Origin of the sequence: Paraburkholderia sp. J10-1, from assembly GCF_905220165.1 — a bacterium.
Classification (GTDB): Bacteria; Pseudomonadota; Gammaproteobacteria; order Burkholderiales; family Burkholderiaceae; genus Paraburkholderia.
In genome coordinates, this window is the sequence record NZ_CAJMYW010000002.1 from 572,636 (window position 1) to 597,389 (window position 24,754).

22 protein-coding genes are annotated in these 24,754 nt (G+C 64.1%); 11 read left to right on the plus strand and 11 right to left on the minus strand.

The window, feature by feature from the left end:
• Nucleotides 1-8 precede the first annotated feature (8 nt).
• The 4 genes from U5A65_RS09425 to U5A65_RS09440 all read left to right on the plus strand — a co-directional run bounded on the left by U5A65_RS09425 (nucleotide 9) and on the right by U5A65_RS09440 (nucleotide 4,491).
• Nucleotides 9-1,100 carry an ABC transporter ATP-binding protein gene (locus U5A65_RS09425; protein ID WP_321914337.1) on the plus strand — a complete coding sequence of 364 codons (1,092 nt, stop codon included), beginning with the start codon at nucleotides 9-11 and terminating at the stop codon, nucleotides 1,098-1,100.
• A 127-nt stretch (nucleotides 1,101-1,227) separates the two neighbouring features.
• Nucleotides 1,228-2,271 carry an ABC transporter substrate-binding protein gene (locus tag U5A65_RS09430; protein ID WP_415764486.1) on the plus strand — a complete coding sequence of 348 codons (1,044 nt, stop codon included), beginning with the start codon at nucleotides 1,228-1,230 and terminating at the stop codon, nucleotides 2,269-2,271.
• Nucleotides 2,272-2,360: 89 nt separating this feature from the next.
• Nucleotides 2,361-3,638 carry an ABC transporter permease gene (locus tag U5A65_RS09435; protein ID WP_321914469.1) on the plus strand — a complete coding sequence of 426 codons (1,278 nt, stop codon included), beginning with the start codon at nucleotides 2,361-2,363 and terminating at the stop codon, nucleotides 3,636-3,638.
• 13 nt (nucleotides 3,639-3,651) lie between these two features.
• On the plus strand, nucleotides 3,652-4,491 hold the full coding sequence (locus tag U5A65_RS09440; RefSeq protein ID WP_028202887.1) for an ABC transporter permease: 840 nt from the start codon (nucleotides 3,652-3,654) through the stop codon (nucleotides 4,489-4,491).
• A gap of 62 nt (nucleotides 4,492-4,553) precedes the next feature.
• Here U5A65_RS09440 and U5A65_RS09445 read toward each other — a convergent pair whose 3' ends face one another.
• The 6 genes from U5A65_RS09445 to U5A65_RS09470 form a co-directional block, all read right to left on the minus strand.
• Complete coding sequence (locus U5A65_RS09445; protein ID WP_321946106.1) at nucleotides 4,554-6,029, minus strand: amidase; 1,476 nt, start codon at nucleotides 6,027-6,029, stop codon at nucleotides 4,554-4,556.
• A gap of 120 nt (nucleotides 6,030-6,149) precedes the next feature.
• On the minus strand, nucleotides 6,150-7,661 hold the full coding sequence (locus U5A65_RS09450; RefSeq protein ID WP_321946108.1) for an efflux transporter outer membrane subunit: 1,512 nt from the start codon (nucleotides 7,659-7,661) through the stop codon (nucleotides 6,150-6,152).
• Between the two features lie 16 nt (nucleotides 7,662-7,677).
• Nucleotides 7,678-8,820: an ABC transporter permease gene (locus U5A65_RS09455; protein WP_321914334.1), complete on the minus strand. Its 1,143-nt coding sequence runs from the start codon at nucleotides 8,818-8,820 to the stop codon at nucleotides 7,678-7,680.
• Nucleotides 8,817-9,770 (minus strand): ABC transporter ATP-binding protein, encoded by a 954-nt coding sequence (locus U5A65_RS09460; protein WP_321933895.1) that lies wholly within the window; start codon nucleotides 9,768-9,770, stop codon nucleotides 8,817-8,819. The genes U5A65_RS09455 and U5A65_RS09460 overlap by 4 nt, the downstream gene beginning before the upstream one ends.
• Nucleotides 9,767-10,717 carry an HlyD family secretion protein gene (locus U5A65_RS09465; RefSeq protein ID WP_321933893.1) on the minus strand — a complete coding sequence of 317 codons (951 nt, stop codon included), beginning with the start codon at nucleotides 10,715-10,717 and terminating at the stop codon, nucleotides 9,767-9,769. Before U5A65_RS09465 ends, U5A65_RS09460 begins: the two co-directional genes overlap by 4 nt.
• Nucleotides 10,714-11,433 carry a TetR/AcrR family transcriptional regulator gene (locus U5A65_RS09470; RefSeq protein ID WP_321946109.1) on the minus strand — a complete coding sequence of 240 codons (720 nt, stop codon included), beginning with the start codon at nucleotides 11,431-11,433 and terminating at the stop codon, nucleotides 10,714-10,716. The genes U5A65_RS09465 and U5A65_RS09470 overlap by 4 nt, the downstream gene beginning before the upstream one ends.
• A 177-nt stretch (nucleotides 11,434-11,610) precedes the next feature.
• Here U5A65_RS09470 and U5A65_RS09475 point away from each other — a divergent pair, with 177 nt between their 5' ends.
• A complete protein-coding gene (locus tag U5A65_RS09475) occupies nucleotides 11,611-12,213 on the plus strand; it encodes a response regulator transcription factor (RefSeq protein WP_321914330.1) in 603 nt (200 codons plus the stop codon).
• Nucleotides 12,214-12,313: 100 nt separating this feature from the next.
• Here U5A65_RS09475 and acnA read toward each other — a convergent pair whose 3' ends face one another.
• The 5 genes from acnA to U5A65_RS09500 all read right to left on the minus strand — a co-directional run bounded on the left by acnA (nucleotide 12,314) and on the right by U5A65_RS09500 (nucleotide 19,582).
• Nucleotides 12,314-15,031 (minus strand): aconitate hydratase AcnA, encoded by a 2,718-nt coding sequence (gene acnA / locus U5A65_RS09480; RefSeq protein ID WP_321933891.1) that lies wholly within the window; start codon nucleotides 15,029-15,031, stop codon nucleotides 12,314-12,316.
• A gap of 76 nt (nucleotides 15,032-15,107) precedes the next feature.
• Entirely contained in the window at nucleotides 15,108-16,559 is a 1,452-nt protein-coding gene (locus U5A65_RS09485; RefSeq protein WP_321946110.1) for a bifunctional 2-methylcitrate dehydratase/aconitate hydratase, read from the minus strand.
• A gap of 22 nt (nucleotides 16,560-16,581) precedes the next feature.
• Nucleotides 16,582-17,100 carry a hypothetical protein gene (locus tag U5A65_RS09490; RefSeq protein WP_321914327.1) on the minus strand — a complete coding sequence of 173 codons (519 nt, stop codon included), beginning with the start codon at nucleotides 17,098-17,100 and terminating at the stop codon, nucleotides 16,582-16,584.
• Nucleotides 17,101-17,387: 287 nt separating this feature from the next.
• A complete protein-coding gene (locus U5A65_RS09495; RefSeq protein ID WP_321914326.1) occupies nucleotides 17,388-18,413 on the minus strand; it encodes an HpcH/HpaI aldolase/citrate lyase family protein in 1,026 nt (341 codons plus the stop codon).
• Between the two features lie 182 nt (nucleotides 18,414-18,595).
• Nucleotides 18,596-19,582, minus strand: coding sequence for a malate dehydrogenase (locus U5A65_RS09500; protein ID WP_158760585.1), 987 nt, complete (start codon nucleotides 19,580-19,582; stop codon nucleotides 18,596-18,598).
• Nucleotides 19,583-20,183: 601 nt separating this feature from the next.
• Here U5A65_RS09500 and U5A65_RS09505 point away from each other — a divergent pair.
• The 6 genes from U5A65_RS09505 (at nucleotide 20,184) to U5A65_RS09530 (ending at nucleotide 24,710) form a co-directional block, all read left to right on the plus strand.
• The gene (locus U5A65_RS09505) at nucleotides 20,184-20,981 is read left to right on the plus strand and encodes a GntR family transcriptional regulator (RefSeq protein WP_158760584.1); all 798 of its coding nucleotides are present in this window, start codon (nucleotides 20,184-20,186) and stop codon (nucleotides 20,979-20,981) included.
• A gap of 148 nt (nucleotides 20,982-21,129) precedes the next feature.
• Entirely contained in the window at nucleotides 21,130-21,546 is a 417-nt protein-coding gene (gene sdhC, locus U5A65_RS09510; protein WP_133183855.1) for a succinate dehydrogenase, cytochrome b556 subunit, read from the plus strand.
• Between the two features lie 3 nt (nucleotides 21,547-21,549).
• Entirely contained in the window at nucleotides 21,550-21,918 is a 369-nt protein-coding gene (sdhD, locus tag U5A65_RS09515; RefSeq protein ID WP_158760582.1) for a succinate dehydrogenase, hydrophobic membrane anchor protein, read from the plus strand.
• Nucleotides 21,919-21,922: 4 nt separating this feature from the next.
• Nucleotides 21,923-23,698, plus strand: a complete 1,776-nt coding sequence (gene sdhA / locus U5A65_RS09520) for a succinate dehydrogenase flavoprotein subunit (RefSeq protein ID WP_321946112.1) — start codon at nucleotides 21,923-21,925, stop codon at nucleotides 23,696-23,698.
• A 28-nt stretch (nucleotides 23,699-23,726) separates the two neighbouring features.
• Nucleotides 23,727-24,428 (plus strand): succinate dehydrogenase iron-sulfur subunit, encoded by a 702-nt coding sequence (locus U5A65_RS09525; protein WP_321933886.1) that lies wholly within the window; start codon nucleotides 23,727-23,729, stop codon nucleotides 24,426-24,428.
• A 15-nt stretch (nucleotides 24,429-24,443) separates the two neighbouring features.
• Entirely contained in the window at nucleotides 24,444-24,710 is a 267-nt protein-coding gene (locus U5A65_RS09530; protein WP_321933885.1) for a succinate dehydrogenase assembly factor 2, read from the plus strand.
• The last annotated feature ends 44 nt before the right edge of the window (nucleotides 24,711-24,754 follow it).

Consider the following 24,754-nt stretch of genomic DNA (forward strand, 5'->3'; position numbering starts at 1 on the left):
CAGGGCGAATGAAGACCTCGGATGTGATCGTCAGCTTTCGCGGCGTACGCAAGACGTACGACGGCGAGACACTGGTCGTCAAACAACTTGACCTGGATATTTACCAGGGAGAGTTTCTGACGCTGCTCGGACCTTCCGGCTCGGGCAAAACCACCTGCCTGATGATGCTTGCCGGCTTCGAGTTCCCCACCGGGGGCGAGATCCGCCTCGAAGGCAAGTTGCTTAACAACGTGCCGCCGCACAAGCGCGACATCGGCATGGTGTTTCAGAACTATGCGCTCTTTCCGCATCTCACGGTCGAGCAGAACGTGGCTTACCCGCTGGGCGTGCGCAAGGTGCCCACTGCGGAACGCGCGCAGCGCGTAGATGACGCGCTCAGGATGGTGCGCATGGAAGGCTTCGCGAAGCGCTATCCGGCGCAGCTTTCGGGCGGCCAGCAGCAGCGCATTGCGCTCGCCCGCGCGCTCGTGTTCCAGCCCAAGCTCGTGCTGATGGACGAGCCGCTCGGCGCGCTCGACAAGCAATTGCGCGAACATATGCAGTACGAACTGAAGTCGCTGCACGAGAAGCTCGGCGTTACCTTCGTCTACGTGACGCACGACCAGGGCGAGGCGCTCACGATGTCGGACCGCGTGGCCGTGTTCGACAAGGGCATCGTGCAGCAGCTCGACACCGTGGACCGGCTTTACGAGTCGCCTTGCAACGAGTTCGTGGCGAACTTCATCGGCGACAGCAACCGGCTGCGCGGCACCATCGCCGCCGTGGATGGCGAGTACTGCGAAATGCATCTCGCCGACGGCACGCGCCTGAAGGGCCGCAATGTCGCGGGGGCGCAGGCCGGTGCCGCGGCTATCGCGTGCATTCGCCCCGAGCGCATGAAGCTCGCGAACGGTTCGAAGGGCTATGGCGCAAACGCGCTGGCGGGCGAAGCGCGCGGCCTCATCTATTTCGGCGACCACGTGCGCATGCGCTGTGGCCTGCCCCAGCAGGACGAGTGCTTCGTGAAGGTGCCGCTCGGCACCGAGGCGCTCGATGGCTTCGCGCCCGGTCAGCCGGTCGCACTCGAATTCGCGCCTGAGCATTTGCGCGTGTTCGCATGAGGCGTGCGGGCGCGGCGCGCAATCTCGCGCGCCGTCGCTTCGCGAAGCAGGCGTCTCGACGATCGGGCCACATCTCTCGCACCGAAGGGCCCGGCAAGACAAACCACCAAGGAGAAGGGACTCAACCATGAAGCAGATCGGCAACATGCGCGTTGCAGCGGTCGCGGCCGCGCTCGCACTCTCGTTCGGCGTGGCGAATGCCGCGGAACTGACCGTCGTGAACTTTGGCGGCGCCAATGGCAATGCGCAGAAGGCGGCGTTCAACGAGCCGTTCCAGGCGCAGACGGGCAACAAGATCACCGCTGTCGAGTACAACGGCGAGCAGGCCAAGGTGAAGGCCATGGTCGACGCGAAACACGTGGACTGGGACGTGGTTGAAGTCGAAACCGGCGACATCGCGCGCGGCTGCGACGAAGGGCTCTACGAGAAGCTCGACTGGGCCAAGCTCGGCAACAAGGGCGATTTCATGCCGGCGGCGCAGCAGCCCTGCGGCGCAGGCTTCTTCGTGTGGTCCACGGCGCTCGCCTATAACGCCGACAAGCTCAAGACGGCACCTGCGAACTGGGCCGACTTCTGGGACGTGAAGAAATTCCCGGGCAAGCGCGGCATGCGCAAGGGCGCGCGCTACAACATGGAATTCGCGCTGATGGCCGACGGCGTGGCGCCCCAGGACGTCTACAAGGTGCTCGCGACGAAGGCCGGTCAGGACCGCGCTTTCAAGAAGCTCGATGAACTGAAGCCGAACATCCAGTGGTGGGAAGCCGGCGCACAGCCGCCGCAATTCCTGGTCGCGGGCGACGTGGTGATGTCCACGGCGTACAACGGCCGTATCGATGCCGCGCAGCGCGAAGGCAAGAATCTCAAGGTCGTGTGGACCGGCAGCATTTACGACCTCGACTACTGGGCGATCCCGAAGGGCGCGCCGAACAAGGCGCTGGCCGAGCAGTACATCGCCTACACGCTTTCGCCGAAGCCGCAGCAAGCGTACGCACAGCACATCGCCTACGGCCCGGTGAACGCGAATGCGATCAAGGCGCTCGACGCGAAGACGCTCGCCAACCTGCCGAATTCGCCGGCCAATGGCAAGAACGCCATTCAGGAGAACCTGACGTTCTGGACCGACCACGGCGACGAGCTGGAGCAGCGCTTCGCCTCGTGGGCCGCGAAGTAAGCGTGAAGTAGCGACGCTCCGGTGCGCCATGCGTCGGAGCGTTTGGCCGCTTCGTGCGGCCCAGAGGCTGGAGACAGTAAGTGACCACAATGACGACCGTGACCAACGTTACCGGCGCGGCACGCGAAGAAACCGCGCGCCTGAAGCGCGAACTGCGCGTGGCGCAAGCGAAGAAGCGCACGATGGCGCTCATGCTGATCGCGCCGCTCGCGATCTTTTTGCTGCTGATTTTCGTGGTGCCGATCGCCGCGCTCCTCACACGCGCGGTGCAGAATCCCGAAGTGGCGACGGCGCTGCCGCATACCATCACGGCGCTGCGCGACTGGGACCGCAAGAGCGCGCCGCCCGACGCGGCCTACGCCGCGCTTGCGCAAGACCTCATTGTCGTGAAGGACGGCGACGCGATGGGCGCGCTGGCACGACGCCTGAACGTGGAAATCGCGGGCTTCCGCTCGCTGGTCGCGAAGACCGCGCGCGCCATGCCGCTTGCCGACGACAACGGCAAACCGCTCACGCTCACCCCCGCGCAAACGCGCGCCAAGATCGTCGAACTCGACGACCGCTGGAACGACGTCGCGTATTGGCAGGCCATCGCGAAGAATAGTTCGCGTTACTCACCGTTCTATCTGCTCGCCTCGCTCGACCACCGGCAGGACGCATTCGGCAATATCGTGGCCGCCGACCCCGATCAGCAGATCTATCTCGACGTATTCGCCCGCACCTTCGTCATCAGCGTGTTCGTGACGCTGTTCGCGCTGCTGCTCGGCTACCCGCTCGCCTACTGGATTTCGACGCTCTCCGAGCGCCGCGCGAATCTCGTGATGATCCTCGTGCTGATTCCGTTCTGGACATCGATTCTCGTGCGCGTGGCCGCGTGGATCGTGATTCTCCAGGGCGAGGGCCTCGTCAACAAGGCGCTGCTGGGCACGGGTCTGATCTCGCAGCCATTGACGCTGCTGTTCAACCGTGTGGGCGTCTATATCTCGATGACGCACATCCTGCTGCCGTTCATGGTGCTGCCGCTCTACAGCGTGATGAAGTCGATTCCGCCCACGTACCAGCGCGCGGCGGTGTCGCTCGGCAGCCATCCGTTCGCGGCCTTCTGGCGCGTGTACGTGCCGCAGACGTACCCTGGCGTGGGCGCGGGCGTGCTGCTCGTGTTCATTCTCTCGATTGGCTACTACATCACGCCGGCGCTGCTCGGCGGCCCGGGCGACCAGATGGTCAGCTATTACGTGGCGTACTTCACCAACGTGTCGATCAACTGGGGCATGGCCTGCGCGCTCGGTGCGCTGCTGCTCGCGGCGACCACGGTGCTCTATTTCGTCTACGCGCGCTTCACGCGCACGCAACTGAGCCTTGGCTGAGGAAGGCGCAATCATGAAATTCGCCAAACCGCTTTTTGCGCCGCATACGTCCGCCGTCGAACGCGTGTGGTACTTCGCGTTGCGCGCGCTCGTCGTGCTCACGTTGCTGTATTTGATCCTGCCGGTGCTCGCCATCGTGCCGCTGTCGTTTTCGTCGAGCACGTTCCTGGTTTATCCGATTCCGGGCTGGTCGCTGCGCTGGTACGAAAACCTCGTGATGTCCGACGAATGGCGCATGGCCGCGAAGAACAGCTTCATCGTGGGCCCGGCGGCAACGTTCGTTGCAACCGTGCTCGGCACGCTCGCGGCCATCGGTATCACGAAGGCCGATTTCCGCGGCAAGGCGCTGCTCATGGCCGTGCTCATCTCGCCGATGATCGTGCCCGTGGTGGTGGTGGGTGTGGGCATGTACCTGTTCTTCGCGCCGCTCGGCCTCGCCAATACGTATCTCGGGCTGATCCTCGCGCATGCGTCGTTGGGCGTGCCGTTCGTCGTGACGACTGTCGCGGCCACGCTGCAAGGCTTCAATCACAATCTCGTGCGTGCGAGCCTTTCGCTCGGGGCCAATCCGGTCACGACGTTCTTCCGCATCACGCTGCCCGTGATCGCGCCGGGTGTGATTTCGGGCGCGCTCTTTGCGTTTGCGACGTCGTTCGATGAGGTGGTCGTGACGCTGTTCCTCGCGGGCGCCGACCAGACCACCTTGCCGCGCCAGATGTTCACGGGTATTCGCGAGAACATCAGCCCGACGATCGCTGCGCTTGCAACGATCCTGATCGTGTTCTCCACGTGTCTGCTGCTCGCGCTCGAATGGTTGCGCGGCAGGAATGCGGCGCGCGCGGTGAAGGCTTGATCGTGTGAGCGGTTGACGGAAAAAAGGCAGCGCCGCGGCGCTGCCTTTTTAGTTTCCGCGCGTTACGCCTGAAGCAGCGCCGGCACGCGTCGCTTGACCCAATGCGTGGCCTGATCGTACGCATGGGCGAGTTGCAGCACCGAAAGATCCGCCTGCGGCTTGCCGATCACCTGCAGCCCCATCGGCAGGCCTTGCGCATTGAAGCCCGCAGGCACGCTGATCACGGGCAGTCCGGCAAGGCTGCCGCCAATCACGACTTCCATCCAGCGGTGGTAGGTGTCCATCGTGCGGCCCGCGATCGACTTCGGCCAATGCTCGCTCGCGTCGAACGGGAAGACTTGAGCGCTTGGCAGCACGAGGTAGTCGTAATGCTCGAAGAGGGCGAGCAGCGCGTTGTACCACTGGCTGCGCGTGACCGTGGCGTTCCACACGTCTTCGCCCGAGAGCTTCAGGCCGCCTTCCACTTCCCATTGCGCTTCCGGCTTGAGTTGCGCGCGCTTTTCCGGGTCGCGATAGAGCGCGCCCAACGTGCCCGCGCACGAGAAGTGGCGCAGCGTGAGCCAGGTTTGCCACAGGCGCTCCATGGCGAAGTCGGGGCGCGCGGCCTCGACCTTGCAGCCGATCGATTCGAAGTCCTTGAGCGCCGTTTCGCACAGTGCGAGCACGCCGTCTTCCATCGGCAGATAGCCGTCGTAATTGCCTAGCCAACCGATGCGCGCGCAACCAAAGTCGCGTTCGAGCGGGCCCGCGAACTGCGCGGGATCTTCGGCAATGGAAAGCGGTGCGCGTGCATCGTAGCCCGCCTGGATGGAGAGCAGCATTGCGAGGTCGGGCACGTTGCGGGCCATCGGCCCCGCATAGCCGAGCTGGTGGAAGAACAGTTCGTGGGCGGGCACGGAAGGCACGCGCCCTTGCGACGGACGGAACCCGAACACGTTGTTCCAGCCGGCGGGGTTGCGCAGCGACCCCATCATGTCGCTGCCGTCCGCCACGGGCAGCATGCGCAGCGCGAGCGCCACTGCGGTGCCGCCGCTGCTGCCGCCCGCGCTGCGCGTGGGATCGTAAGCATTGAGCGTGGTGCCGAAGACCGTGTTGTAGGTATTCGAGCCGAGGCCGAATTCCGGCGTGTTCGTCTTGCCGATGAAGATCGCACCCTGCGCGCGCATGCGCGCGGCCATCAGGGAATCGGCTGCGGGCACTTCGTTGCGGAACAGCGGCGAGCCCTGCGTGTAGGGAATGCCGGCCGTGGCCGTGAGATCCTTCGGCGCTTGCGGCATGCCGTGCATCCAGCCAAGGTACTCGCCTCGCGCGAGCTGCGCGTCGCGTTCGCGGGCCTCGGCGAGCAGCGTGGCGCGCTCGCGCAGCGAGACGATGGCGTTGGCCGGCGTATTCACGCGCTCGATATGGTCGAGAAACGCGGTCATCACTTCGCGGCAGGACACCTTGCGCAGCCGTATCCATTCCGAAAGCTGGAGCGCGTCGGCCGCGACGAGATCGTTGGGGGACAGTTGTGCGGGGGACGGCTGTGCCTGGTTCATACGTGTCTCTCGTTTGCGGATGGAACAAGGGGAGAGTCATTGTCGCGCAGGCACGGCGCAAGCGAAAGGAAACGAATGGTTGCCGTTATGGGCAGATGGTTGCCGCGTGGGGCGGCCAGGCTATCGTACGGGTGCAATGGGTGCTGATGTGTCGTTGCCCGCTGTAGCTGGCTCTACAGCAGGAAGTGGGGCGCCACCGAGCGCTTGATAGAGCGCTGCTGTGTCCGTTAGCCGGTCCGCATGAACGCGTGTGCGATCGAGCATCGTCTGGAGTGCCTGGCGTTGTGCATCGATCAGCGAAAACTCGCTCACACCGCCTGCGCTGTAGCGAGTGTGTGTGATCGCCGCGTTGGCCTGCGCCTCGCGGGCGGCGTCGTCGCGCGCCTGCAGTTCGGTCGCATCGTTCTGGAGCGCCTGCAGTGAGTCGGCGACCTGCTGCAAGGCTTGCAGAACAGTCTGACGATAGTCGGCGAAGGCGGCTTCATATGCGGCTTCCGACGCGCGCTTCTTCGCGCGCAATTCGCCGCCATGGAACAGCGGCTGTGTGAGGCCGAGACCCAGGTTCCAGATATTGAGTCCGTTGACGACGTCCTCGATGTGCGTGCGCTCCGATCCTATGCCTGCGGAAAGCGAGATCTGTGGAAAGAGATTGGCGGTGGCCACGCCGACGTTCGCGCCAGCCTGGTGCAGCAGCGCTTCGGCGGCGCGTATGTCGGGACGCTCGCGCGCCAGCGTGGAAGGCACGGTGAGCGAGACCGTGTCGGGCAGATGCAGGGTATCGAGAGCCAGTGCGTCGAGCGGCGCGGCGAACTGCGAAGGCGCAACGCCCAGCAGCGTTGCGAGCTGATGCTCCGCGGCGTCACGCTGCGTTTCGAGCGGCGGCAGCGAGGCGCGTGTTTGCGCGAGCAGCGTGCGCTGGCTTCGCACGTCGATCTCCGCTGCGCCGCCGGCCGTGTAGCGCGCTTGCATGATCGCGAGCTGGCGTGCCTGTGTCTGCGCGAGTTGCGTTGTGAGGTCGATCTGGCGTTGGAGCGACGCACGGCGTATGGCCGTAGCGACCACGTTGCCGGCCACCGAGAGTCGCGCAGCCTCCATTTCGTATGCCTGATAATCGACCTGGGCGAGTGCGGCTTCGAGCGCACGACGGTTGGCACCGAACACGTCGAATACGTACGAGACGCTCACCGATGCGCTGTAAAGCGTAAACGGCGGTGGATTCGGCACTTGTGTAATGCCGAACGCGGCGAGATCGACCTTCTGGCGCGTGCCGGAAAGCTTCAGATCGACGGAGGGAAAGTTTGCCGCGCCTGCTTGCGCGTTGTAGTTTTCGCGCGCCTCGACGAGCTTCGCGCGCGCCGAGTCGAGCGTAGGGCTCGCGCGCAAGGCCTGATCCACGAGTGCGTTCAACTGCGCGCTGCCGAATTGCGTCCACCACGCGTTCGGCGCGTGTTCCGCCGTGGCGAAGGTCTGCGCACCGCCGCCGGGTCCTGTTGCACTAGCGGTTGTCGCGGGCACGGGCTTACGCGTCCAGCCCGTGGCCTCGGGCGCGGCGGGCGTATGGAAATCGGGGCCCACGGTGCAGCCCGAAAGCGTGAGCACAAGCAGGCAGGCAAAGGCGGCGTCGCGTGTCATGGTGAAGGCCCTCGCGCTAATCGAGCGTGCGCCGGTAAAAGCGCACGGCGATCGCCATGACCGCGACCGTGAAGATGGCGAGCGGCCAGACCGCCGGCCACAGGTCGGTCCAGCCGTTGCCCTTGAGCAGGATGCCGCGCACGAGCCGGTTGAAATATGTGAGCGGCAGCAGATTGCCGAGCCACTGCGCCCAGCGCGGCATGCCGCCGAACGGGAACATGAAGCCGGAGAGCAGCAGGCTTGGCAGGAAGTAGAACATTGTCAGCTGCATGGCCTGCAACTGGTTTTGCGCGAGCGACGAGAGCGTGATGCCCACCGTGAGGTTCGCGGCGATGAAGAGCAGCGCCGAAAGATAGAGCGTGACGAGACCGCCCGCGAACGGCACATGAAACACGTAGCGCGCGGCGAGCACGATGATGGTCGCCTGGATCAGTCCAATCGCCACATACGGAATGATCTTGCCCGTCATCACCTCGATAGGCAGCACTGGCGTGGCGAGCAGATTCTCCATCGTGCCGCGCTCGCGTTCGCGCGTAATGGCGAGGCCCGTCATCATCACCATCGTCATTGTGAGGATCACGCCCATGAGGCCTGGCACCACGTTGTATTGCGTAATGCCCTCGGGGTTATAGAGCCGGTGCACCTGCACGTCGAACGCGGCAGGCGTGCCGTTCAGGTGCGCGAGTGGGCCGGTGAGGTCTTTCGCGGCCACGGGTCCAACAAGGCCCGGCAATGCGGCGAGCGCAGTGGTAATGGCGGTGGGATCGCTCGCATCGGCTTCGACGAGCAGCGAGGGTCTTTCGCCGCGTAGCAGGCGCCGCGAGAAATCGACAGGAATGCTTAGCACGAACTGCACCGTGCCGCGCGCGAGCGCGCGGCGCGCCGAGGCTTCGTCGGGCAGCGTTTCGACCACGTCGAAATAGGCGGAATTGCGCATGCCCGCGACGAAGCTGCGCGCGAACACGCTGTCCTCGCCCACGACAATGGCGGTGGGCAGATGCTTGGGGTCGGTGTTGATCGCGTAGCCAAACAGCGTGAGCTGGATGATCGGCAGGCCGACGATCATCGCGAACGTGATGCGGTCGCGCTTGAGCTGCAAGAACTCCTTGAGCACGATGCTCCACCAGCGCGCCACGGAAAACGGAAACGACGCGCTCACGACGTCACTCCGTAGTTGTCCTGGGCATGGCTCATCAGATAGATGAAGACATCTTCGAGACCGGTGTCGATGCGTTCGGCGCGCAACGGCTGGCCCTCCACCGCGTGCGCGACCGCTGTAGCGAGCGCGGCATGATCGCGTCCGCTCGCATGCAGCGCGGAGCCGAACACCACTGTCTGGTCGATTCCCGGTGCGTTGCGTAACTGCGCCGCCAGCGCGGTCAGGCGCTCGCCATGAATCGCCCACGTTTCGAGGTTCTGTTCGGCGATCACCTCGGCGGCGGTGCCCTGCGTGAGCAGCTTGCCGTAGGCGATATAAGCGAGCTTGTGGCAGCGCTCGGCTTCGTCCATGTAATGCGTGCTCACGAGGACCGAAATGCCCTGCGCGGCAAGCCGGTGCAACTCCTCCCAGAAGTCGCGGCGCGCGGTAGGATCGACGCCCGCAGTCGGTTCGTCGAGCAGCAGCAGTTCGGGCTCGTGCAGCATGCAGGCCGCGAGCGCGAGACGCTGTTTCCAGCCGCCCGAGAGCGCGCCGGTGAGCTGGCTCGCGCGGCTTGCGAGCCCGAGCGACTCGAGCGCGCGATCGACAGCTTCGCGGCGGTTCGGCATCTGGTAGATACGCGCGACGAAGTCGAGGTTCTCGCGAATCGTCAGGTCTTCCCAGTACGAGAAGCGCTGCGTCATGTAGCCTACGTGACGCTTGATCTGCGCGCTCTCGCGCAGGATGTCGTAGCCAAGGCACGTGCCCGAGCCGGAATCGGGCGTGAGCAGACCGCACATGAGCCGGATCGACGTGGTCTTGCCGCTGCCGTTAGGGCCGAGAAAGCCGAAGATCTCGCCGCGCGCCACGCGCAGCGACACGTCGTTCACAACATGCTTGCTGCCGAAACGCTTGTTGAGATTGCGCACGTCGATGGCGTAGTCGCCGGCCGATTGATCAGGTGTGCTCATTGCAGCGTCACCTCGACCGGTTGGCCCGGATGCAGCTTGACGGCATCTTGTGTGGAAGGCCGCGCCTCGATCATGAAAACGAGCTTCGCGCGGTTCTCGTTGCTGTAGATGACAGGCGGCGTATATTCGGCGGCGTTCGAGATCCAGGTGATGGTGGCGGGGACGTCGGCGGCGCAACCGTCGCAACGCACGTTGACTTTGCGGCCTGGCGCGAGCGAGCCGACGATCGTCTCCGGTACGAAAAAGCGCACCTTCACGTTCTGCGGTGGCAACATCTGCACGACTGGGTTGCCCGCCTGCACCCACTCGCCCACACGAAATAGCGTGTCGTAGACGAGGCCGCCGCTCGGCACGCTCACGCGCTTCTGGTCGAGCCGCCACTGCGCCTGCGCGAGTGAGGCGCGCGCGGCCTCGACGTCGGCGGCCTGGGCGGCGATTTGCGCGGTACGCCCCGGCAGATTCGCCACGCGCACCTGATTTTGCAGCTCGCGCACCTGGGCAGCTGTGGAGGCCGCCTGCGCACGCGAATCGTCGAGTTGTGCCTGTGCAATGCCGCCTGCGCGCAGTTGCGTCTCGTCGCGCGTGAGCTGGAGCGCGGCCTTGTGCGCGTTCGCCTCGGCCTGCGCGAGCTGCGCCTCGGTCACGCGCACTTCGGGTGGGCGCTTGCCGGTCTGGAGATCGGCGAGTTGCTGCTGCGCGGCCGTGAGCCGATGCTGCGCCTCGTCGCGCGCGGCGGCTTCCTCGACGGCGTCGAGCGCGAAGGCAGGTGCGTTGGCGGCCACGGTTTGTCCGCGTTGTACTTCCAGGTGCGTGAGCGTGCCCGACTGCGACGACGCGAGGTAGACATACTCGCCCTCTGCGTAGCCCTGCCAGCCGGACGGTTCATGCCGGGAGCAAGCGGCGAGCACGAACGCCATGGCGCACAGGCAGGCCATGCCAAGCTTCATGACGCGTTCTCCTTGCGGGCCGCCGCGCGGCGCCCGCGCTTGTCCTGCGGCGCCGGGCGCAAGGCCGCGCTCAACAGCGCGCTCACATGCCGATGCAGTGCCTCGCGCTCGATTTTCGGAAAGCCGCGCGTGCTTTGCCAGATCTTCGAAGTCGCGAGCGGCAGCATGACGAGCGCAAGAATAGAGATGAAGAGCAGCGGTGCTTCGAGTTCGGCATTCACGCTGCCGTCGCGCTGCGCCTCGCCGATGCGCGCGGCAAAGCGCTGTAAATGCTCAATGGGTAGCCGCTTGAGCATGCGCTCGCGCAGCAAGCCACCTTCGTTGACGATTTCGCGCAGCCAGAGCGGCGGCAGCCAGGGCATGCGCGAGGTGACTTCGAAGAGCCGCACGACCAGTTCCTCCACGAGCGCGTGAGGGTCTTGCGCAACGTCGCCCTCCACACTCTCCCACACGAACGCAATCGAGCGCGCAATGCGCTCGTCGACCACGGCGTCGAGCAGCTTTTCGCGGTTCGTGAAGTAGTAGTGAACCATGGCGGACGTCACGCCCGCGGCCTCGGCGATCTGCGCCATGGTGGTGGCCGCAATGCCCTGCTCGCCGAACAGTTGCGTGGCGCTGGCGAGCAGCCGCTCGCGCATGTCGAGGTCGGCGGCGGCGCGGCGCCGGCCGCGCGGGCGGGGCGCCACAGCGGCGGCGGTGCGAGAGCGCGTGATCATCGTCTTACTTTAATTCACGCGTTAGTTAAATTCAAACTCCGCGCGCAATGGGTTAACCCTGCGGCGGTGCCTCATGAGCCGTTTCAGAACTTTCCTATACAAAAACAATGGCGCGTCGTTCAGGCTGTGAGATTCCCGCTGAAGGCTTAAATAAATAACTCCGCCATGGAACAAAAAATGAAACGCATCGTTGTCATCGACGACCATCCCATCGTGCTGAAGATGCTCGCCAACGTGCTGAATACGGAGTACGAACTGGTCGGAGAGTGCAGCGACGGCGAAGAGGGCCTGCGCCTCGTGCAGGAATTGCATCCCGATCTGGTGATCCTCGACCTCGAATTGCCGAAGCTCGACGGCCTTTCCGTCATCCGAGGCATTCGCGCGAAGCAGCCCGGCGCGCGCATTCTCGTGCTCTCTGCGAAGCCCGAGCTGGTCATGGCCAATCACACGCGCGTGGCGGGTGCGAACGGCTATGTGAACAAGAATCGAGGCGTCGAGGAGCTGTGCGGCGTGGTCAAGGCAGTGCTGCTCGGCTACGACTGCTTCCCGGCGGGCAGTTGCGGCGGCGGCCGCGACGTGGCGCTCAATGGGCTGTCGCCTCGCGAAGTCGAAGTGTTGCAATACCTTGCGCGCGGCATGAGCAACAAGGGCATTGCCGGGCGGCTGGGGCTTTCAGATAAGACCGTCAGCACGTATAAGACCCGGGTGCTGGACAAGCTCGGCGTGTCGTCGCTCGCGGCGTTGATCGAGTTTGCTACGTTGAACAAGCTGATCGAATAGCTGAACCCGAAGTACGGTCGAAAAAAAAGCCCGACTTGCGTCGGGCTCCAAGTGTGACCGCACCCGTTGCCGGGCGCGGCACCTGCAAAAAACGGCTTGCTTACGCCGCGAGCAGCGAGCGCAGCACGAACGGCAGAATACCACCGTGCTTGTAGTAGTCGACTTCGATCGGCGTGTCGATACGCAGCAGCACTTGCACGCGCTGATCCTTGCCGTCCTTGTGGTGGATCACGAGCGTCAGGTCCTGTTGCGGCTTGAAGTCGTCCGTCAGGCCTTCGATGTCGAACGTCTCTTCGCCCGTCAGGCCGAGCGATTGCACGCTGTCCGCGCCCTTGAACTGCAGCGGCAGAACGCCCATGCCGACCAGGTTCGAGCGGTGAATACGCTCGAAGCTGCGTGCAACCACGGCCTTCACGCCGAGCAGCTGCGTGCCCTTGGCTGCCCAGTCACGCGACGAACCCGTGCCGTACTCTTCGCCCGCGAACACCATGGTCGGCGTGCCGGCGTCGATGTACTTCATGGCGGCGTCGTAAATCGACAGCTGTTCGCCGCTCGGCTGGTGAATCGTCAGGCCGCCTTCCACGCGCGTGCCGTCGGCCTTTGCCGGGATCATCAGGTTCTTGATACGCACGTTGGCGAAGGTGCCGCGCATCATCACGTCGTGGTTGCCGCGGCGCGAGCCGTAGCTGTTGAAGTCGGCCTTCTGCACGCCGTTTTCCTTCAGCCACTTGCCTGCGGGCGAGTCTTCCTTGATCGAGCCAGCCGGGCTGATGTGGTCGGTCGTGACCGAGTCACCGAAAATGCCCAGTGCGCGTGCGCCCTTGATCTCGGGCACTTCCGACGACGGCGTCATCGAAAAGTCGCTGCCGAAGAACGGCGGCTCGGCGATGTAGGTCGACTTGGGCCAGTCGTAGACCTGACCTTCTTCGCCTTCGATCTTGCTCCACAGGTCGCCCTTCTTCGTGAGCTGGCTGTAGTTCTTCTGGAACGCTTCCGGGTCGAGCGCGAACTTGAGCAGCGCGTTGACTTCGTCGCTCGTCGGCCAGATGTCGCCGAGGTAGATGTCGCGGCCGCCCTTGCCCTTGCCAACCGGCTCCGTCATCAGGTCGCGCGTGATGTTGCCCGCGATCGCGTAAGCGACGACGAGCGGCGGCGAGGCCAGGAAGTTCGCGCGGATGTTCGGGTGGATACGCGCTTCGAAGTTGCGGTTGCCCGAGAGCACCGCAGCCGCGACGACGTCGTTCTTGACGATCGACTCGTTCAGCTCGGGCGTCAGGTCGCCGGCGTTACCGATACAGGTCGTGCAGCCGTAGGCCGCGAGTTCGAAGCCGAGCTTCGAGAGGTAGGGCAGCAGGCCCGTCTTCGTCAGGTATTCCGTGACGATGCGCGATCCCGGCGCGAGCGACGTCTTGATGTGCGGCGCGACCGTCAGGCCCGCTTCCACGGCCTTCTTCGCGAGCAGACCGGCGGCCAGCAGCACGCTCGGGTTCGACGTGTTCGTGCACGACGTGATCGCGGCGATCAGCACGTCGCCGTTGTGCAGCTTGACCTTCTCGCCCGCCGCGTATTCGGCGGAGAGGTCGGCGGCCTTCTTGTTGAAGCCGTTTTCGGCGACCGGCTTCGAGAACAGGTCGGTGAAGGTCGACTTCACGTGGCCGATTTCGATGCGGTCTTGCGGGCGCTTCGGGCCGGCCAGCGAAGGCGCGACCGTGCCGAGGTCGAGCACGAGCGTCTTCGTGTAGTCGATGTCGCCGGCCTTCGGCACACCGAAGAGGTCCTGGGCCTTGAAGTAGTTCTCGAATGCCGAGATCTCGGCTTCCGTTCGGCCCGTGCCCTTGAAGTAGTCGATCGTCTTTTCGTCGACCGGGAAGAAGCCCATCGTTGCGCCGTATTCCGGCGCCATGTTGCCGATGGTCGCGCGGTCGGGCACGCCGATCGAGGCCGTGCCTTCGCCGAAGAACTCGACGAACTTGCCGACGACCTTTTCCTTGCGGAGCATTTCGGTGATGGTCAGCACGAGGTCGGTTGCCGTGCAGCCTTCGCGCAGCTTGCCCTTCAGCTCGACGCCCACGACGTCCGGCGTGAGGAAATACACCGGCTGGCCGAGCATGCCGGCTTCGGCTTCGATGCCGCCCACGCCCCAGCCGACCACGCCGATGCCGTTGATCATCGTGGTGTGGCTGTCGGTGCCGACGAGCGTGTCCGGGTAGTAGACGGTATCGCCGCCTTCAGCCTTCTTGTGCACGCCGCGCGCGAGGTATTCGAGGTTGACCTGGTGGACGATGCCGATGCCCGGCGGCACGACCTTGAACGTGTCGAACGCCTGCATGCCCCACTTCATGAACTGGTAGCGCTCGTTGTTGCGCTGGAATTCCAGCTTCATGTTCAGGTCGAGCGCGTCCTTCTGGCGGAAGTAGTCGATCTGCACCGAGTGGTCGACGACGAGGTCCACCGGCACGAGCGGCTCGATGACCTTCGGATCCTTGCCGACCTGCTTGGCCACGCCGCGCATGGCGGCGATGTCGGCGAGCAGCGGCACGCCGGTGAAGTCCTGCAGCACGACGCGGGCCACGACAAACGGGATTTCGTCGACGCGCGTGGCGTTCGGCTTCCAGTTCGCGAGTTGCTCGATGTGCTCTTCCGCGATCTTCTTGCCGTCGTAGTTACGCAGCACAGACTCGAGCACCAGACGGATCGAGACCGGCAGGCGATTGATCTTCACGCCAAGCTGCTTGCCGAGCTGCGGCAGCGAGTAGAACTTGCCTTTACCGGAACCGCTGTCGAAATCTTTTAGCGTTTTGTGGAGATTGTGGGCCATAGTGTTTTCCTTCGTTTAATCGCGGAAATAACGCTTACTGCTCATTTGCTGCTGTCACGGATACCTGCCTGATTGCTCAGATCACATACATGTCGACGTACTCGTTGACGGGCAGGGCGCACAGCCGTGCTTCGTCGAGCGAGACATCGAGAATCGCCTGCTGCTGCTTCGCGGGGAAGCGGCGCGCGAGGTTGATTCGAAACTTCTCGATCAATAGCGGGATGCCTGCTTCGCGGCGCCGCTTGTGGCCGATCGGGTACTCCACGACGACCTCGTCGAGCGTCGTGCCGTCGCTTAGCGCTATGGTGAGCGCATTTGCGATCGAACGCTTGTCCGGATCGTGATAATCCTTCGTGAACTGCGGGTCTTCCACGCATACCGTTCTCGCGCGCAGCGCGTCGATACGCGGGTCGCTCGCGACTTCGTCTTCATAGTCGGCGGCGGTGAGACGCCCGAAGATCAGCGGCACGGCGACCATGTACTGGATACAGTGGTCGCGGTCGGCCGGGTTGGCAAGCGGGCCGCGCTTGTCGATGATGCGGATTGCCGCTTCATGCGTGCGGATGGTGATGCGCTCGATGTCCGCAACCGTCTTGCCGCGTTGCGCGAGCACGCCGTGCAGCGTCATCGCAGCTTCGGCTGCGGTCTGCGCGTGGAATTCAGCGGGGAACGAAATCTTGAACAGCACGTTTTCCATCACGTACGTGCCGTAGGGGCGCTGGAAGCTGAACGGCTGTCCCTTGAACGAGACGTCGTAGAAGCCCCACGTTTTCGCCGTGAGCGCCGAGGGATAGCCCATCTCGCCCGTTTTCGCCATGAGCGCGAGGCGCACGGCGCGCGAGGTGGCGTCGCCGGCGGCCCACGACTTGCGCGAGCCCGTATTGGGCGCATGGCGGTAGGTGCGCAGCGACTGGCCGTCGACCATCGCGAGCGTGACGGCGTTGATCAGCTCGTCGCGCGTGAGCCCGAGCAGGTGGCCGACCACGGCGGTCGAGGCGAGCTTCACGAGCAGCACATGGTCGAGACCGACCTTGTTGAACGAGTTCTCCAGCGCAATGCAGCCCTGGATCTCGTGCGCCTTCACCATGCCTTCGAGCACGTGCCGCATGGTGAGCGGCGATTTGCCCTGAGCGATGGCGGTGCGCGAGAGCCAGTCGGCGGTCGCGAGAATGCCGCCCAGGTTGTCCGACGGATGGCCCCATTCGGCGGCGAGCCACGTGTCGTTGAAGTCGAGCCAGCGGATCATCGCGCCAATGTTGAACGCGGCCTGAACCGGGTCGAGCTGGAATGACGTGCCTGGCACCTTCGCGCCGTGAGGGACGATCGTGCCCGGCACGATCGGTCCCAGCAGCTTGGTGCAGGCAGGGTAGGAGAGCGCCTCGAGTCCGCAGCCGAGGGTGTCGATCAGGCAATGCCGGGCCGTTGTCAGCGCGAGCGCGCTGTCTACCCGGAAATTCAGCACATAGTCGACGATATCGACCAGTACCTGGTCCGGATGCGGCCTGACGTTGGAGATCAGGGCGGACATCGAGGCGGTCCCTGGCCGAGGCTTACTGGCCTGCTGCGCCGCTAGCCGGTGCGGCGCGGTTGGCCGGGTTCAGCGCGTTGGCCTGCGTCGGCGCCATGGCGCCTTGCTGCATGGCAACGGTCTTGCACTCGTCGGCGAGGCGCGAGCTGTCCTTGTCCGAGAACAGCATGGCCTTCGTCGGGATCACGACGAGGTCGAGGCCGGTGGCGGCGTCGTGGAAGCGGTCGGCGCCCGTGGTCGTGGTCTGGCGCGGCAGGTTGTAGTTCTTGTTCGCCCAGTGAACGGTGACGATCTGGTCACGCGCCATGTCGCCCTTCAGGTCGAATTGCACGCCTTCAGCGCAGCTCCAGTGCTCCGAGCCTGCCGGGACGGGATCGACCTTCGCTTCCTTGGCCGGATTGGCCTTGCGCTTGATGATGCGATGCTTCGGAGCAGGCTTCTTTTCGGTCGTGGTCGTGCCTTGTGCGGCGGCGTCGGTAGCGGCCAGCATCAGCGTCGAGGACAGCGTGCCGATGACAGCGGCGATCAGCAGTTTCTTCATGAGTGTCAAACCTTTATCTATCTAAATGCGGTTGATCAGTGCGCGGTTGAACAGGCAACCGCCGTTTGCACTGCGCGCGCCCCGAAAGCGCGCAGCGGACGCTATTTTCACCTATTTATCGCCATGAACTTCAATTTCTCAGGCCCGGTGTTGTTTGCGCCTTGGTTCGCTAGTAACTGCCTGTAACTGTGCGTGACTGCCGGTGCTGCGCTATGCGGTGCGCGCCCCGCGTTGCTGCTCTGGCGCAATACGTTGAAAACGTTTTCCGCGCCCGTTCGTGGCGCACGTCACGCCTTCTGCGCCTTCTCGCCGGATGTAGCGACGCCCGACGCGAACAGCGGTGCCGCTTCGGCCGGCACGGCACGGCCGGTGGCGCGCGCGCGGCGCAGCACGGACCAGTAATAGCGGTAGCTCGCGCGGTCGTGCAGCGTGTCGCCGTGGCGTGTCGGACCCCATTGTGCGTGCTGCGCGGCCAGCAGGATTTCGGCGGCCAGGGCGATTTCCTCGTCGCGCGGCGCGAAAGCGGCCACGATCGCGGGAATCTGCGCCGGGTGAATGCTCCACATGCGCGTGTAGCCGAACTCGTTACGCGCGCGGCGCGCGTCGTTCGCCACCACTTCCATGTCGCGCACTTCCGTGCTCACGTTGTGCGAGGGGACGCGGCCAAAAGCGTGGCACGCGGCCGCGATTTCGAGCTTCGCGCGGCGCACGAGCGGGTGATCGAACTGGCCGGGCGAGCGCATGGCCGTGTCGGGAATGGCGCCGTCGTGCGCGGAGACGAAGTCCATCAGGCCGAAGCTCAGCGACTCGACGCCGCGCAGCGCAGCGAGGTCGAATACGCGCGCGAGCGCGCCGTGCGTTTCGACTAGCAATTGAACGGGAATGGGCGTGTCGATGCCCATCTCGACGCGCGTGGCTTCGATGAAGGCCGTCATTTCGGCGGCGTCGCCCACGGCGCGGATCTTCGGCAGCGTGATGAAGGCCGGCGCACGTTTGGCGGCGCGCAGGATCATGCGCACGTCGTCGCGCCAGTGCGGGTGATGAAAATCGTGGATGCGCACGCCAACGCGGCCAAAGCGGTCGTGCTCGCCGCCGATGAACGACGCCACGAGCTCGGCGTGTTCGGCCTCGCGGCCTACCTGCGCGCCGTCTTCGCAGTCGAGCGTGATGTCGAATACCGGGCCCAACTGCTGCTGCAGCGCGAGCGATTTGAGCATCAGCTTCTCACTGCCCGCGTAGTGGTCGCATGCGGGCAGGATGGCAGGCGGCGCTTCGCCGTCAAACAGCACTTCGGCTGGGAGCATGGCGCGCATCTTCGGCGTCGGGAGTCGAGTTTTGTAGGAGATACCGGATTCGGATGCGTCCTGCGAGCAAGACGCATGCGGATCGGGCGGCCCGCGCAGGTCGGCCCACTCAGGCCCGCGGAGCTAGCCCCGCGCGCCCATAAAGCAGAACGGAACGGGCGTTAATCGCGCGTTCCGTTCATACAGCAGGCTTACTTGCCGAGCAGGTGAGCCACGCCTTCGCGCTCTTCGAGCAGCTCGTTCAGCGTGCCGTCCATCTTTTCACGCGAGAACGCGTCGATTTCCAGGCCTTCCACGCGCTTGTATTCGCCGTTTTCGCAGGTCACCGGCACGCCGTAGATGATGTCTTCGGGAATGCCGTACGAGCCATCCGACGGGATGCCCATCGTGACCCACTTGCCGTTCGTGCCGAGAACCCAGTCACGCACGTGGTCGATGGCTGCGTTGGCGGCCGACGCTGCCGACGACAGGCCGCGCGCTTCGATGATCGCAGCGCCGCGCTTGCCGACCGTCGGGATGAACGTGTCGCGGTTCCACACGTCGTCGTTGATCAGCGCGTTGAGCGACTGGCCGTCGACCGTGGCGAAACGGAAGTCGGGGTACATCGTCGGCGAGTGGTTGCCCCACACGGCGAGCTTCTCGATCGAAGCGACCGGCTTGCCCGACTTGGCGGCCAGTTGCGAGAGCGCGCGGTTGTGGTCCAGACGCAGCATGGCGGTGAAGTTCTTCTTCGGCAGGTCCGGAGCCGACTTCATGGCGATGTAGGCGTTCGTGTTGGCCGGGTTGCCGACGACCAGCACCTTCACGTCGCGGCTGGCGACGTCGTTCAGCGCTTTGCCCTGAACCGTGAAGATTTCAGCGTTGGCCGAGAGCAGGTCCTTACGCTCCATACCCTTCGAGCGGGGGCGTGCGCCAACCAGCAGGGCGACGTCGGCGTCCTTGAACGCGACCTTCGGGTCGTCGGTGATGACCACGCCCGCGAGCAGCGGGAATGCGCAGTCGTCCAGTTCCATCACGACGCCCTTGACGGCGGCTTGCGCTTGCGGAAGGTCAAGCAGTTGCAGGATGACGGGCTGATCCTTGCCGAGCAGGTCGCCATTCGCAATGCGGAACAGCAGGGAGTAAGCGATCTGACCTGCGGCGCCGGTGACGGCAACGCGCTTTGCGGGCTTAGCCATTGAAAATCTCCAGGATGATGCGTTAGACGCCAGGGTAAAACGCCATTCTATATGCGCGATACACGAAGCGTAGGTGAAACCGGCGGTCTTTCTCGCTGGCGTGCGCGCTTCACTGGAACAACAATGACTGACAAGCCGTGACGCGTGCGCCGCCGGCGCGGACCGCCGTGCCGGTAACCTGTGCAACATGGCAAGAGGTGAACGGAGCGCCCTTCGAGGGACGCCGGACGCTGGCCGCTTCGCGTGTGCCGACTCCTGCAACAGCTCGCTCGGGCTCTCCCACAGATGCGCGGCGCGCGATGACTCGCGCGTGCCGGCTGGGCGGATGAAACCTCTACTGCGTTTACTGCGTGAGGGAACAGCATCGTGCAAGGCGGCTCGCAGCGCATTCGCCACGAGGTGGATGCCGCCGGCGGCTCCTCTTCGTCATGCCGGTTTCATGTCCTGAAATTAGCATGCAGCCTGCCCGCAAACCCTTGCTCGATCGGGAGTGTAGGAGTCGTCAGGGTCAAAGTCAACAGTATCTTATGTCTTATATAAGACATAACTATTGCAGGCAAAACGCTTGATGCGTGGGGGGCTTTATGTTGAAATGCGCGCCATGAGTGCAAACCCGGCCAGCAACGCGAATTCCACCGCTCCCGAGAGCGGGGTTCCAGCGTCTGCGCCCGCGGTGCCCCCGTCCCCGACCTTCAGTCCGCTGTACCAGCAGATCAAGGGGCTCATTACACAGAGCCTCGAGTCCGGCGAGTGGAAGCCCGGTGAAATCATCCCCAGCGAAGTCGAACTGGCCGCCCGTTACAAGGTGAGTCAGGGGACCGTGCGCAAGGCGATCGACGAACTGGCTGCCGACAATCTGCTGGTGCGCCGTCAGGGTAAGGGTACTTTTGTTGCAACGCACAACGAAGAGCGCGCCCAGTTTCGCTTCCTCAGGTTGCTCGCCGATGACGGCGCGGAGCACCCGCACGTGAGCAAGCTGCTCGAGTGCCGGCGCCTGCGCGCTTCGGCCGAGATTGCGCGCCAGCTCGACCTCAAGCCCTCGGACCCGGTGGTGCTGATCCGGCGTCTGCTGCAGTTCGATGGCGAAAGCACCGTGCTCGACGAGATCTGGTTGCCAGGCGGTGTGTTCCGCGGCCTGACGAGCGAGCGCCTCGCCGACTACAAAGGCCCGCTCTACGCCATGTTCGAGGCGGAGTTCGGCACGCGCATGATACGCGCGACCGAGAAGATCCGCGCCGTGGCCGCCGAGCCTACCGTGGCCGATCTGCTCAAGGTGCCGGCGGGTTTTCCTTTGCTATCGGTCGAGCGGGTGTCCTATACCTATGGAGACCGGCCGGTCGAGGTACGCCGCGGATGGTATGTCACAACCGGGTACTACTATCAGAATGATTTGAGTTGACGAGCGCCGCGCGAAAGACGCGCAGCCCTTCCCCAGAGTGCCTTTGCTTGCGCGCACCACCGCCGTACCCGACGTGGATTTCGCTGCAGCGCGATATGAAAAGGCGCTAAAATTGCGAATTAGTGTTAACACATAGTAGGGGTCTAGCATGGCAGAAGCCGCAAAAAAACCGAGGCCGGAATACCGGAACATCGGGCTTGGGCAGATCTTGTTCGCATACCGCCTGCCGTTGGCAGGTCGTGTGTCGATCGGCCACCGCATCAGCGGTGTGCTCTTGTTCCTGTTCCTGCCTTTCATCTTGTTCCTGTTGGACCAGAGCCTCACTTCGGAGCTTAGCTTCGAGGTATTCAAGGGCTTCCTTTCCAACATCATCGTCAAGCTCATCGTGCTGGTCCTCGGATGGGCGTTCCTGTTTCACTTCTGCGCTGGCGTGCGTCACCTGTGCATGGACTTCAACCATGGCCTCGTGAGCAAGGAAAAAGGCAAGTCGACCTCCCTGGTCGTCGTGATCATCTCCACGGTTCTCACGATCGCCTTTGCGGCAAAACTCTTCGGAGCGTTCTAAAAAATGTCGGCTAAAAACGGTATCGGTCCGAAGCGCCACGTCGTCGGCGCTCACTACGGCATTCGCGACTGGATCGCACAACGCGCCACCGCCGTGATCATGGCGATCTACACGGTCGTGCTGCTCGTCCTGTTCTTTGGCGCGCACGACTTCTCGTATGACGGCTGGGCGTCGATCTTCTCCGCTGAGTGGATGAAGCTCGCCACGTTCGTCACCCTGGTCGCGTTGTTCCTGCACGCGTGGGTTGGCGTGCGTGACATCTGGATGGACTACATCAAGCCGGTCGGCCTGCGCATCACGCTGGACGTCCTCACGATCGCATGGCTGCTGGGCAGCCTCGGCTACGCCGCTCAGATTCTCTGGAGAGTGTAAAAGAATGGCTGCAATCAAGAATTCACTGCCGCGTCGCAAGTTCGACGTGGTCATCGTCGGTGCTGGCGGCTCGGGGATGCGCGCTTCGCTGCAACTCGCGCGTGCTGGCCTGTCGGTTTGCGTGCTCTCGAAGGTGTTCCCGACGCGTTCGCACACGGTCGCCGCTCAAGGCGGTATCGGCGCTTCGCTCGGCAACATGAGCGAAGACAATTGGCACTATCACTTCTACGACACGATCAAGGGCTCCGACTGGCTCGGCGACCAGGACGCGATCGAGTTCATGTGCCGTGAAGCACCGAACGCCGTGTACGAGCTCGAACACATGGGCATGCCGTTCGACCGCAACGCCGACGGCACGATTTACCAGCGCCCGTTCGGCGGCCACACGGCCAACTACGGCGAGAAGCCGGTTCAGCGCGCCTGTGCTGCTGCTGACCGTACCGGCCACGCGCTGCTGCACACGCTGTATCAGCAAAACGTCGCGGCGAAGACCACGTTCTTCGTCGAATGGATGGCGCTCGACCTGATTCGCGACGCCGAAGGCGACGTGCTCGGCGTGACCGCGCTCGAAATGGAAACGGGCGACGTCTACATCCTCGAAGGCAAGACCACGCTGTTCGCCACGGGCGGCGCAGGCCGGATCTTCGCGGCATCGACCAACGCGTTCATCAACACCGGTGACGGCCTTGGCATGGCGGCCCGTTCGGGCATCGCGCTGCAGGACATGGAGTTCTGGCAGTTCCACCCGACCGGCGTGGCCGGCGCGGGCGTGCTGATCACGGAAGGCGTGCGCGGCGAAGGCGGCATTCTGCGTAACTCGAACGGCGAGCGCTTCATGGAGCGTTACGCGCCGACCCTGAAGGACCTGGCGCCGCGCGACTTCGTTTCGCGTTCGATGGACCAGGAAATCAAGGAAGGCCGTGGCGTGGGTCCGCACAAGGACCACGTGCTGCTCGACCTCTCGCACATCGGCGCCGAGACGATCATGAAGCGTCTGCCGTCGATCCGCGAAATCGCGCTCAAGTTCGCGAACGTGGACTGTATCAAGGAGCCGATCCCGGTCGTGCCGACCATCCACTACCAGATGGGCGGCATCCCGACGAACATCAACGGCCAGGTCGTTGGCACGCCGAAGGGTCACGAAGAAGTCGTCAACGGCTTCTACGCCGTGGGCGAATGCTCGTGCGTCTCGGTGCACGGCGCGAACCGCCTCGGCACGAACTCGCTGCTCGACCTCGTGGTGTTCGGCCGTGCGGCTGGCAACCACATCGTCAAGCACGTCAAGGAGCTCAAGGAGCACAAGCCGCTGCCGGCCGACGCCGCCGACTTCGCGCTCTCGCGCCTCGCCGACCTCGACAAGTCGACCTCGGGCGAGTACGCGCAAAGCGTCGCGAACGACATCCGTGGTTCGATGCAGAAGCACGCAGGCGTGTTCCGCACGTCGAAGCTGCTGGCAGACGGTGTGAAGGACATCGCGCAGATCGCTGAGCGCGCGAAGCACATCCACCTGAAGGACAAGTCGAAGGTGTTCAACACGGCGCGCGTGGAAGCGCTCGAAGTGGCGAACCTGGTCGAAGTTGCGCGCGCAACGATGGTTTCGGCTGAAGCTCGTAAGGAAAGCCGTGGTGCACACGCACAGAGCGACTTCGAACACCGTGACGACGAAAACTGGCTGCGCCATACGCTCTGGTTCAGCGAAGGTGACCGACTCGATTACAAGCCGGTCCACATGCAACCGCTGACCGTCGAGTCCGTGCCGCCGAAGGCGCGTACGTTCTAAGGCACACGCCAGTCAAAAGGAATTGGAAATGGCCAAACGCATTTTTGAAGTCTATCGCTACGACCCGGACAAGGACGCAGCGCCGCGCATGCAAACGTACGAGCTGGAAATCACGCACGAGCGCATGCTGCTCGACGCGCTGGTCAAGCTCAAGGAACTGGACGAAACGCTGTCGTTCCGCCGCTCGTGCCGCGAAGGCGTGTGCGGTTCGGACGCGATGAACATCAACGGCAAGAACGGTCTCGCCTGTCTGACGAACCTGAACGAGCTGCCGCAGAAGATCGTGCTGCGTCCGCTGCCGGGCCTGCCCGTCGTGCGCGACCTGATTTGCGACTTCACGCAGTTCTTCAACCAGTACCACTCGATCAAGCCGTACCTGATCAACGACACGCCGCCGCCCGAGAAGGAGCGTCTGCAGTCGCCTGAGCAGCGTGACGAACTCGATGGCCTGTACGAGTGTATTCTGTGCGCAAGCTGCTCGACGTCGTGCCCGAGCTTCTGGTGGAACCCGGACAAGTTCGTCGGCCCGGCAGGTCTGCTGCAGGCTTACCGCTTCATCGCGGACAGCCGCGACGAAGCCACCGGCGAGCGCCTCGACAACCTCGAGGACCCGTACCGTCTGTTCCGTTGCCACACGATCATGAACTGCGTCGACGTTTGCCCGAAGGGCCTGAACCCGACGAAGGCGATCGGCAAGATCAAGGAACTGATGTTCCGCCGCGCGGTTTGATGTTGCTGTTCTGAAATGGAATCGCATCAGTCCGACCCCCTTCGCCGCGCGCGCCTTCGCTGGCGCGCGCGGCGCGGCCTGCTCGAAAATGATCTGATTTTTGAGCGGTTTTTCGAGCGCTATGAGCATGAACTCAGCGACGCCGACGTGGGCGCTCTCACGCGCCTGCTCGAGCTGAGCGATAACGACCTGATGGACTTGCTGCTCGCGCGCAAGGAACCAGAAGGCGACCTTGCCGACCCGGACGTGAAGCGGGTGCTGGAGCTGCTTCGGAACGTCTGAGCGCGGTGGCGTCCGCAGTTGTCTTGCAGGCGCCGCGCCGGACG

What these genes read in the sequence shown, in the direction of transcription:
- U5A65_RS09530 (WP_321933885.1), top strand. Translation starts at nt 24,444, where the DNA reads ATGGAATCGCATCAGTCCGACCCCCTTCGCCGCGCGCGCCTTCGCTGG.
- U5A65_RS09505 (WP_158760584.1), top strand. Translation starts at nt 20,184, where the DNA reads ATGAGTGCAAACCCGGCCAGCAACGCGAATTCCACCGCTCCCGAGAGC.
- U5A65_RS09435 (WP_321914469.1), top strand. Translation starts at nt 2,361, where the DNA reads ATGACGACCGTGACCAACGTTACCGGCGCGGCACGCGAAGAAACCGCG.
- U5A65_RS09440 (WP_028202887.1), top strand. Translation starts at nt 3,652, where the DNA reads ATGAAATTCGCCAAACCGCTTTTTGCGCCGCATACGTCCGCCGTCGAA.
- U5A65_RS09425 (WP_321914337.1), top strand. Translation starts at nt 9, where the DNA reads ATGAAGACCTCGGATGTGATCGTCAGCTTTCGCGGCGTACGCAAGACG.
- U5A65_RS09525 (WP_321933886.1), top strand. Translation starts at nt 23,727, where the DNA reads ATGGCCAAACGCATTTTTGAAGTCTATCGCTACGACCCGGACAAGGAC.
- U5A65_RS09470 (WP_321946109.1), bottom strand. Translation starts at nt 11,433, where the DNA reads ATGATCACGCGCTCTCGCACCGCCGCCGCTGTGGCGCCCCGCCCGCGC.
- acnA (WP_321933891.1), bottom strand. Translation starts at nt 15,031, where the DNA reads ATGGCCCACAATCTCCACAAAACGCTAAAAGATTTCGACAGCGGTTCC.
- U5A65_RS09445 (WP_321946106.1), bottom strand. Translation starts at nt 6,029, where the DNA reads ATGAACCAGGCACAGCCGTCCCCCGCACAACTGTCCCCCAACGATCTC.
- U5A65_RS09490 (WP_321914327.1), bottom strand. Translation starts at nt 17,100, where the DNA reads ATGAAGAAACTGCTGATCGCCGCTGTCATCGGCACGCTGTCCTCGACG.
- sdhD (WP_158760582.1), top strand. Translation starts at nt 21,550, where the DNA reads ATGTCGGCTAAAAACGGTATCGGTCCGAAGCGCCACGTCGTCGGCGCT.
- U5A65_RS09500 (WP_158760585.1), bottom strand. Translation starts at nt 19,582, where the DNA reads ATGGCTAAGCCCGCAAAGCGCGTTGCCGTCACCGGCGCCGCAGGTCAG.
- sdhA (WP_321946112.1), top strand. Translation starts at nt 21,923, where the DNA reads ATGGCTGCAATCAAGAATTCACTGCCGCGTCGCAAGTTCGACGTGGTC.
- U5A65_RS09485 (WP_321946110.1), bottom strand. Translation starts at nt 16,559, where the DNA reads ATGTCCGCCCTGATCTCCAACGTCAGGCCGCATCCGGACCAGGTACTG.
- sdhC (WP_133183855.1), top strand. Translation starts at nt 21,130, where the DNA reads ATGGCAGAAGCCGCAAAAAAACCGAGGCCGGAATACCGGAACATCGGG.
- U5A65_RS09430 (WP_415764486.1), top strand. Translation starts at nt 1,228, where the DNA reads ATGAAGCAGATCGGCAACATGCGCGTTGCAGCGGTCGCGGCCGCGCTC.
- U5A65_RS09465 (WP_321933893.1), bottom strand. Translation starts at nt 10,717, where the DNA reads ATGAAGCTTGGCATGGCCTGCCTGTGCGCCATGGCGTTCGTGCTCGCC.
- U5A65_RS09495 (WP_321914326.1), bottom strand. Translation starts at nt 18,413, where the DNA reads ATGCGCGCCATGCTCCCAGCCGAAGTGCTGTTTGACGGCGAAGCGCCG.
- U5A65_RS09450 (WP_321946108.1), bottom strand. Translation starts at nt 7,661, where the DNA reads ATGACACGCGACGCCGCCTTTGCCTGCCTGCTTGTGCTCACGCTTTCG.
- U5A65_RS09475 (WP_321914330.1), top strand. Translation starts at nt 11,611, where the DNA reads ATGAAACGCATCGTTGTCATCGACGACCATCCCATCGTGCTGAAGATG.
- U5A65_RS09460 (WP_321933895.1), bottom strand. Translation starts at nt 9,770, where the DNA reads ATGAGCACACCTGATCAATCGGCCGGCGACTACGCCATCGACGTGCGC.